Origin of the sequence: Candidatus Infernicultor aquiphilus (assembly GCF_002784285.1) — a bacterium.
Taxonomy (GTDB): Bacteria; Atribacterota; Phoenicimicrobiia; order Phoenicimicrobiales; family Phoenicimicrobiaceae; genus Infernicultor; species Infernicultor aquiphilus.
The window spans coordinates 519-4,355 of the sequence record NZ_PFKO01000305.1 but is presented as its reverse complement, the minus strand read 5'-3'; the positions used below and the strand labels follow the sequence as shown (position 1 = coordinate 4,355).

The 3,837-nt window shown below is 36.1% G+C and carries 5 protein-coding genes and 1 pseudogene; 5 read left to right on the top strand and 1 reads right to left on the bottom strand.

From position 1 onward, the window contains the following. Nucleotides 1-214: 214 nt before the first annotated feature. A complete protein-coding gene (locus COZ07_RS08510) occupies nucleotides 215-1,387 on the bottom strand; it encodes an integrase (RefSeq protein ID WP_406608137.1) in 1,173 nt (390 codons plus the stop codon). Nucleotides 1,388-1,657: 270 nt separating this feature from the next. Here COZ07_RS08510 and COZ07_RS08505 point away from each other — a divergent pair, with 270 nt between their 5' ends. The 5 genes and pseudogenes from COZ07_RS08505 to COZ07_RS08485 form a co-directional block, all read left to right on the top strand. Then, on the top strand, nucleotides 1,658-1,864 hold the full coding sequence (locus COZ07_RS08505) for a hypothetical protein (RefSeq protein ID WP_406608136.1): 207 nt from the start codon (nucleotides 1,658-1,660) through the stop codon (nucleotides 1,862-1,864). Beyond that, nucleotides 1,864-2,211 (top strand): type II toxin-antitoxin system PemK/MazF family toxin, encoded by a 348-nt coding sequence (locus COZ07_RS08500; protein ID WP_406608135.1) that lies wholly within the window; start codon nucleotides 1,864-1,866, stop codon nucleotides 2,209-2,211. Before COZ07_RS08505 ends, COZ07_RS08500 begins: the two co-directional genes overlap by 1 nt. A 284-nt stretch (nucleotides 2,212-2,495) precedes the next feature. Next, nucleotides 2,496-2,615: pseudogene (locus tag COZ07_RS08495) on the top strand (type II toxin-antitoxin system RelE/ParE family toxin); the annotation flags it as partial. 7 nt (nucleotides 2,616-2,622) lie between these two features. Next, on the top strand, nucleotides 2,623-2,940 hold the full coding sequence (locus COZ07_RS08490) for a helix-turn-helix domain-containing protein (protein WP_406608134.1): 318 nt from the start codon (nucleotides 2,623-2,625) through the stop codon (nucleotides 2,938-2,940). A gap of 213 nt (nucleotides 2,941-3,153) precedes the next feature. After that, the coding region (locus tag COZ07_RS08485; RefSeq protein ID WP_406608133.1) for a YdcF family protein at nucleotides 3,154-3,837 on the top strand (684 nt) is incomplete at its 3' end.

Genomic DNA, 3,837 nt, shown 5'->3' with positions numbered 1-3,837 from the left:
CGAGAGATGTAGGGAATGAAAATTATGTCAATAGTCAGTGAAAATGTCACCTTTAAGGCCAAAAAATGATAATAAAACCGGAAAGAAACAAAAAACCTGGTTAGCCTTCTCTAAAGGCGGATTAGTTTAAATCAAGTTAACTTATACTATTAAGGAATCTGCCAAGGGAAAAGGGTATCCCCTTGCAAAAGTGCACCCCTGGCAGATATACTATCTACTCCCAACCTTGGGGATCATAGATGGCGGCAACGAGTTCCCTATCACTTTCTTCATAAGTAAAGTTAGGCCTTACCCCACTATTTTTCCAGGGATGGTCATCTTTAACCTTTATAGGCTTTATAGACCTTTTAGCTCTATCTTCCTTAGGTATAACTTTAGCAGGTCTAACCGCCTTTCTTACTTCGTAAACACCACCCTTATATTCTGCCCGCATACCGAATCTAGGGCTAGTTAATACGGTAATGGCAGCTTTATTAGGTATGGGTACTACCTGGTTATTTTTACTTAACTGGTAGGTTTGTCCTCCAAAAGAGAAAGTAGAACCCTGGCTGGCTTTCCGAGCCTCTTTCCTACACAGGATATAATCTATATTAATATGTTCCTCTAAAAGCCGGTAAGCAGACTGTGGCTCTCGGGGGACTACCGCAAAACGGGCATTGAACCTTTGGATAAATCCCGGAAGAAAGGCATTTGCTTCTTTTAGGGACTTAATAGCGAAAAGACGTAGCTCTAAGACCAATCGATCCTGCAAGGTTCCCCAGAGCCTTTCGATACGACCTTTAGCCTGGGGAGAGTAGGCATAAACTATCCCCACGGAAAGCTCCTGCATGGCCCTACTAAACTGGGTATAGGCTAAGGCCTTACCTTCGAATTCATCATAAATGGTAAGCTTAGCATTACTGGGTGTCTTAAATATAATATGCCGGTCCACATAAACACTAACTGGCAGACCATATTTTAAAATGGTCTGCCTCTGCAAAGAACATTTTATACCGGGTATCCATTCATAAGGAGAGGCATCCATTTGCAGTAAAAGCCCTTCTTGAGGCTTACGTTCTCTGCTGCGGTGAGGTTTTGGTGGTTTATGTTTTCTGGAACTTTTGATACCTTTAGCTTTAAGGACTCTGGATACAGAAGACTGACTAATAGTAATACCTTCATCTTCTTCTAAAAGTTCTGCAAGATGGGCATAGTTTGCGCCTTTATATTTAGAAAGAGCAAGAAAAACAATTTGGTCTCTTATCTTACCAGGGATGGTATGCTTAGGTTTACGGCCTCTATTTTTGTGGATAACAAACACCTCGCCTTCTTTTTTAACACCTGCCTTTAGACGTTTTATCTGGCGTTCGCTAAGGCTTAAAACCTCTGCAGCATCTCTACTGGTCATCTTACCCTCAATTAGGGATTTGATGACATAAACTCTGGTTAATTTTTTTTGGTCATTAGATATCTCACCTTTTCCATAGTGACATTATTACTGATTAATTTTAAGGTGACAATATCACAGATTAATAATAGTAGGGAATGAAAATTGTTTTTAGTTTTTTAAATTTGTGGTATAATATAGACGTCAAAGTAAAAAAGAAAAGCTAATAAATCTTCTGATAGGACCGAAATATCGGGGAGGAAATTCAACCAGTATGGGGGAATAAAAGAAATGAAGACATTGATTTATCAGAAAAAAATCTTAGAGGAAGTTAAAGATTTGCCAGATAAGCAGATATCTAATCTCCTTAAAATTATTCGTATTTTTAAGAATTCTATTATTCAGCAAAGAAAAGAGAATGTAGGGTTAAAGAAGGAATTTAGAGAATGGGATAAACTTAGCGACGAGGCATTTGTTGATTTTGAAAGGAAATTATAGTGAAGATAGGCGATGTTTATCTTGTTGAAATTCCTACTGATGGTGGACATGAACAGGCGGGTTTAAGGCCCGCGTTAATAGTTCAATCGGAAGAGAAGATAAATGAATTACCAACTGTCTTAATAGTCCCCTTGACTTCAAAAACAAAAGCAACTATCTTCCCTTTTACTTTCCTGATAGAACCCAATCAATCAAATAATCTTTCATCATCTTCTGTCGCTTTAGTCTTCCAGTTAAGAGCAATTGATAAAAGACGTTTAAAACATAAAATTGGGAAGTTAGAAAAAAGAATGATACTTCACATGAAACAAATACTGAAGGAAATTATGGAGTTGAATACAAAATAGAGAAATAAAATACGTTAGTTTTTTGTTTTCTAACAGATAGAAAAGTAAAAAGGGGACAGGTAACTTTTTTATAATTAAAATTAGCCAGTCCCCTTTTTATTTTTTAACAGGGCGGACCCTGTGTAAATAAGAAAATTTAACGAGATGGACTCAACCTTACTTTCATTCTGGCTAATTCTTTCTGCACCTCCGAGAAACGCAGGGAATGAAGATAACTTAATGTCACATAAAACTATAATTCGAAAAGTTGACAATACACCAAAAATAGTGTATATTTTTTCTTTAGTAAGAGAATTATTATCACCCATGGTTTTTTAAAGAAGACTGATAGGATTCCTGAGGGCGAGATTGAAAGAGCAGAGCGAATAATGCAAGATTTTTTACAAAGAAGCAAAGGAGGTTGATGTAATTATGGAAGACACAATAAAATTTAAAGATTATTTAAAGGAAGAATTAAAGGATCCAGAATTTCGCGAAGCGTTTGATGAAGAAGAGGTTTATGCCTCTTTGGCCATTCAGATAGCTAAGATTAGACAAAAGAAAAAGTTAACTCAAAAGGAATTAGCTAAACGATTACATACTACTCAGCAAACAATATCCCGATTAGAAAATATTTATAACAAAAGTTATTCTCTACAAACATTGATTAAACTTGCGCGTATATTAGATAAACGAGTTAGTGTAAAATTTAGTGGGGTAGTAAGAAAAAATAAAGAACAACAGCCGTAGTAGTAAAGTGCCCAGTCCCCCTTTTATTTGCTGGTTTTTCTATCCCAACTAAATATGGACGTGTTGGAAGAGCCAAGGTATATGATTTCAAGCAGAGACGACACCACAAATATTATGAGCAGAGAAGAGTTGAAGTATTCTATATTATCGAGAAAGATATGATAATAACGGTGACCGTTTATGTATTTTATAGAAAATGGGAGGAGGGATATAATGTGGGATTTTTTATTTTTTCGTAAAGTTATAGAGCAGATAATAATTTCTCCCGGGTTTTTCTTGCTTTTAATTTTATTAGTATATCTTTTGTTAGTTTTAAAAAAGAAAAAGATGGCTCACCTATTAATATTTTTCTTTTTTATTTCCTTTTATCTTTTAAGTACTTGGCCCGGAGAATATCTTTTAGTTAGAACCCTGGAGGATGATTACTCTCCCTATTCTTTTGAACAATTAAGTAAAGAGGAGATAGGGGATACGGTAATGGTGATTCTATCGGGAGGTATGGTCCTGGGTTCTCCAGCAGCAGGCGATGAGGGAGCAGAAATTGGAGAGACTACCCTGGCTAGACTTTATGGGGGATATAAAATTTATCAAAAATTAGGTTGTGATATTTGCCTAAGTGGAGGTAGTAGCCCAGGCAGGAGTAATGAATTGCCTATTGCCAAGGTGATGAAAGAGGTGCTTCTTTCCTGGGGAATAGATAAAGAGAAAATAATAATGGAAGATTTGTCTAAAACTACTTGGGAGAATGCGAAATATTCTTTAAAGAGATTAGAAGAAGAAGGTTATCAAAGGATTATTTTAGTTACCAGTGCTCTACATATGAGGCGTTCAGTAAAAAGTTTTGAGAGGGGAGAGATTAAGATAATTCCTGCCCCAGTTAATTATATTTTAGGAAAA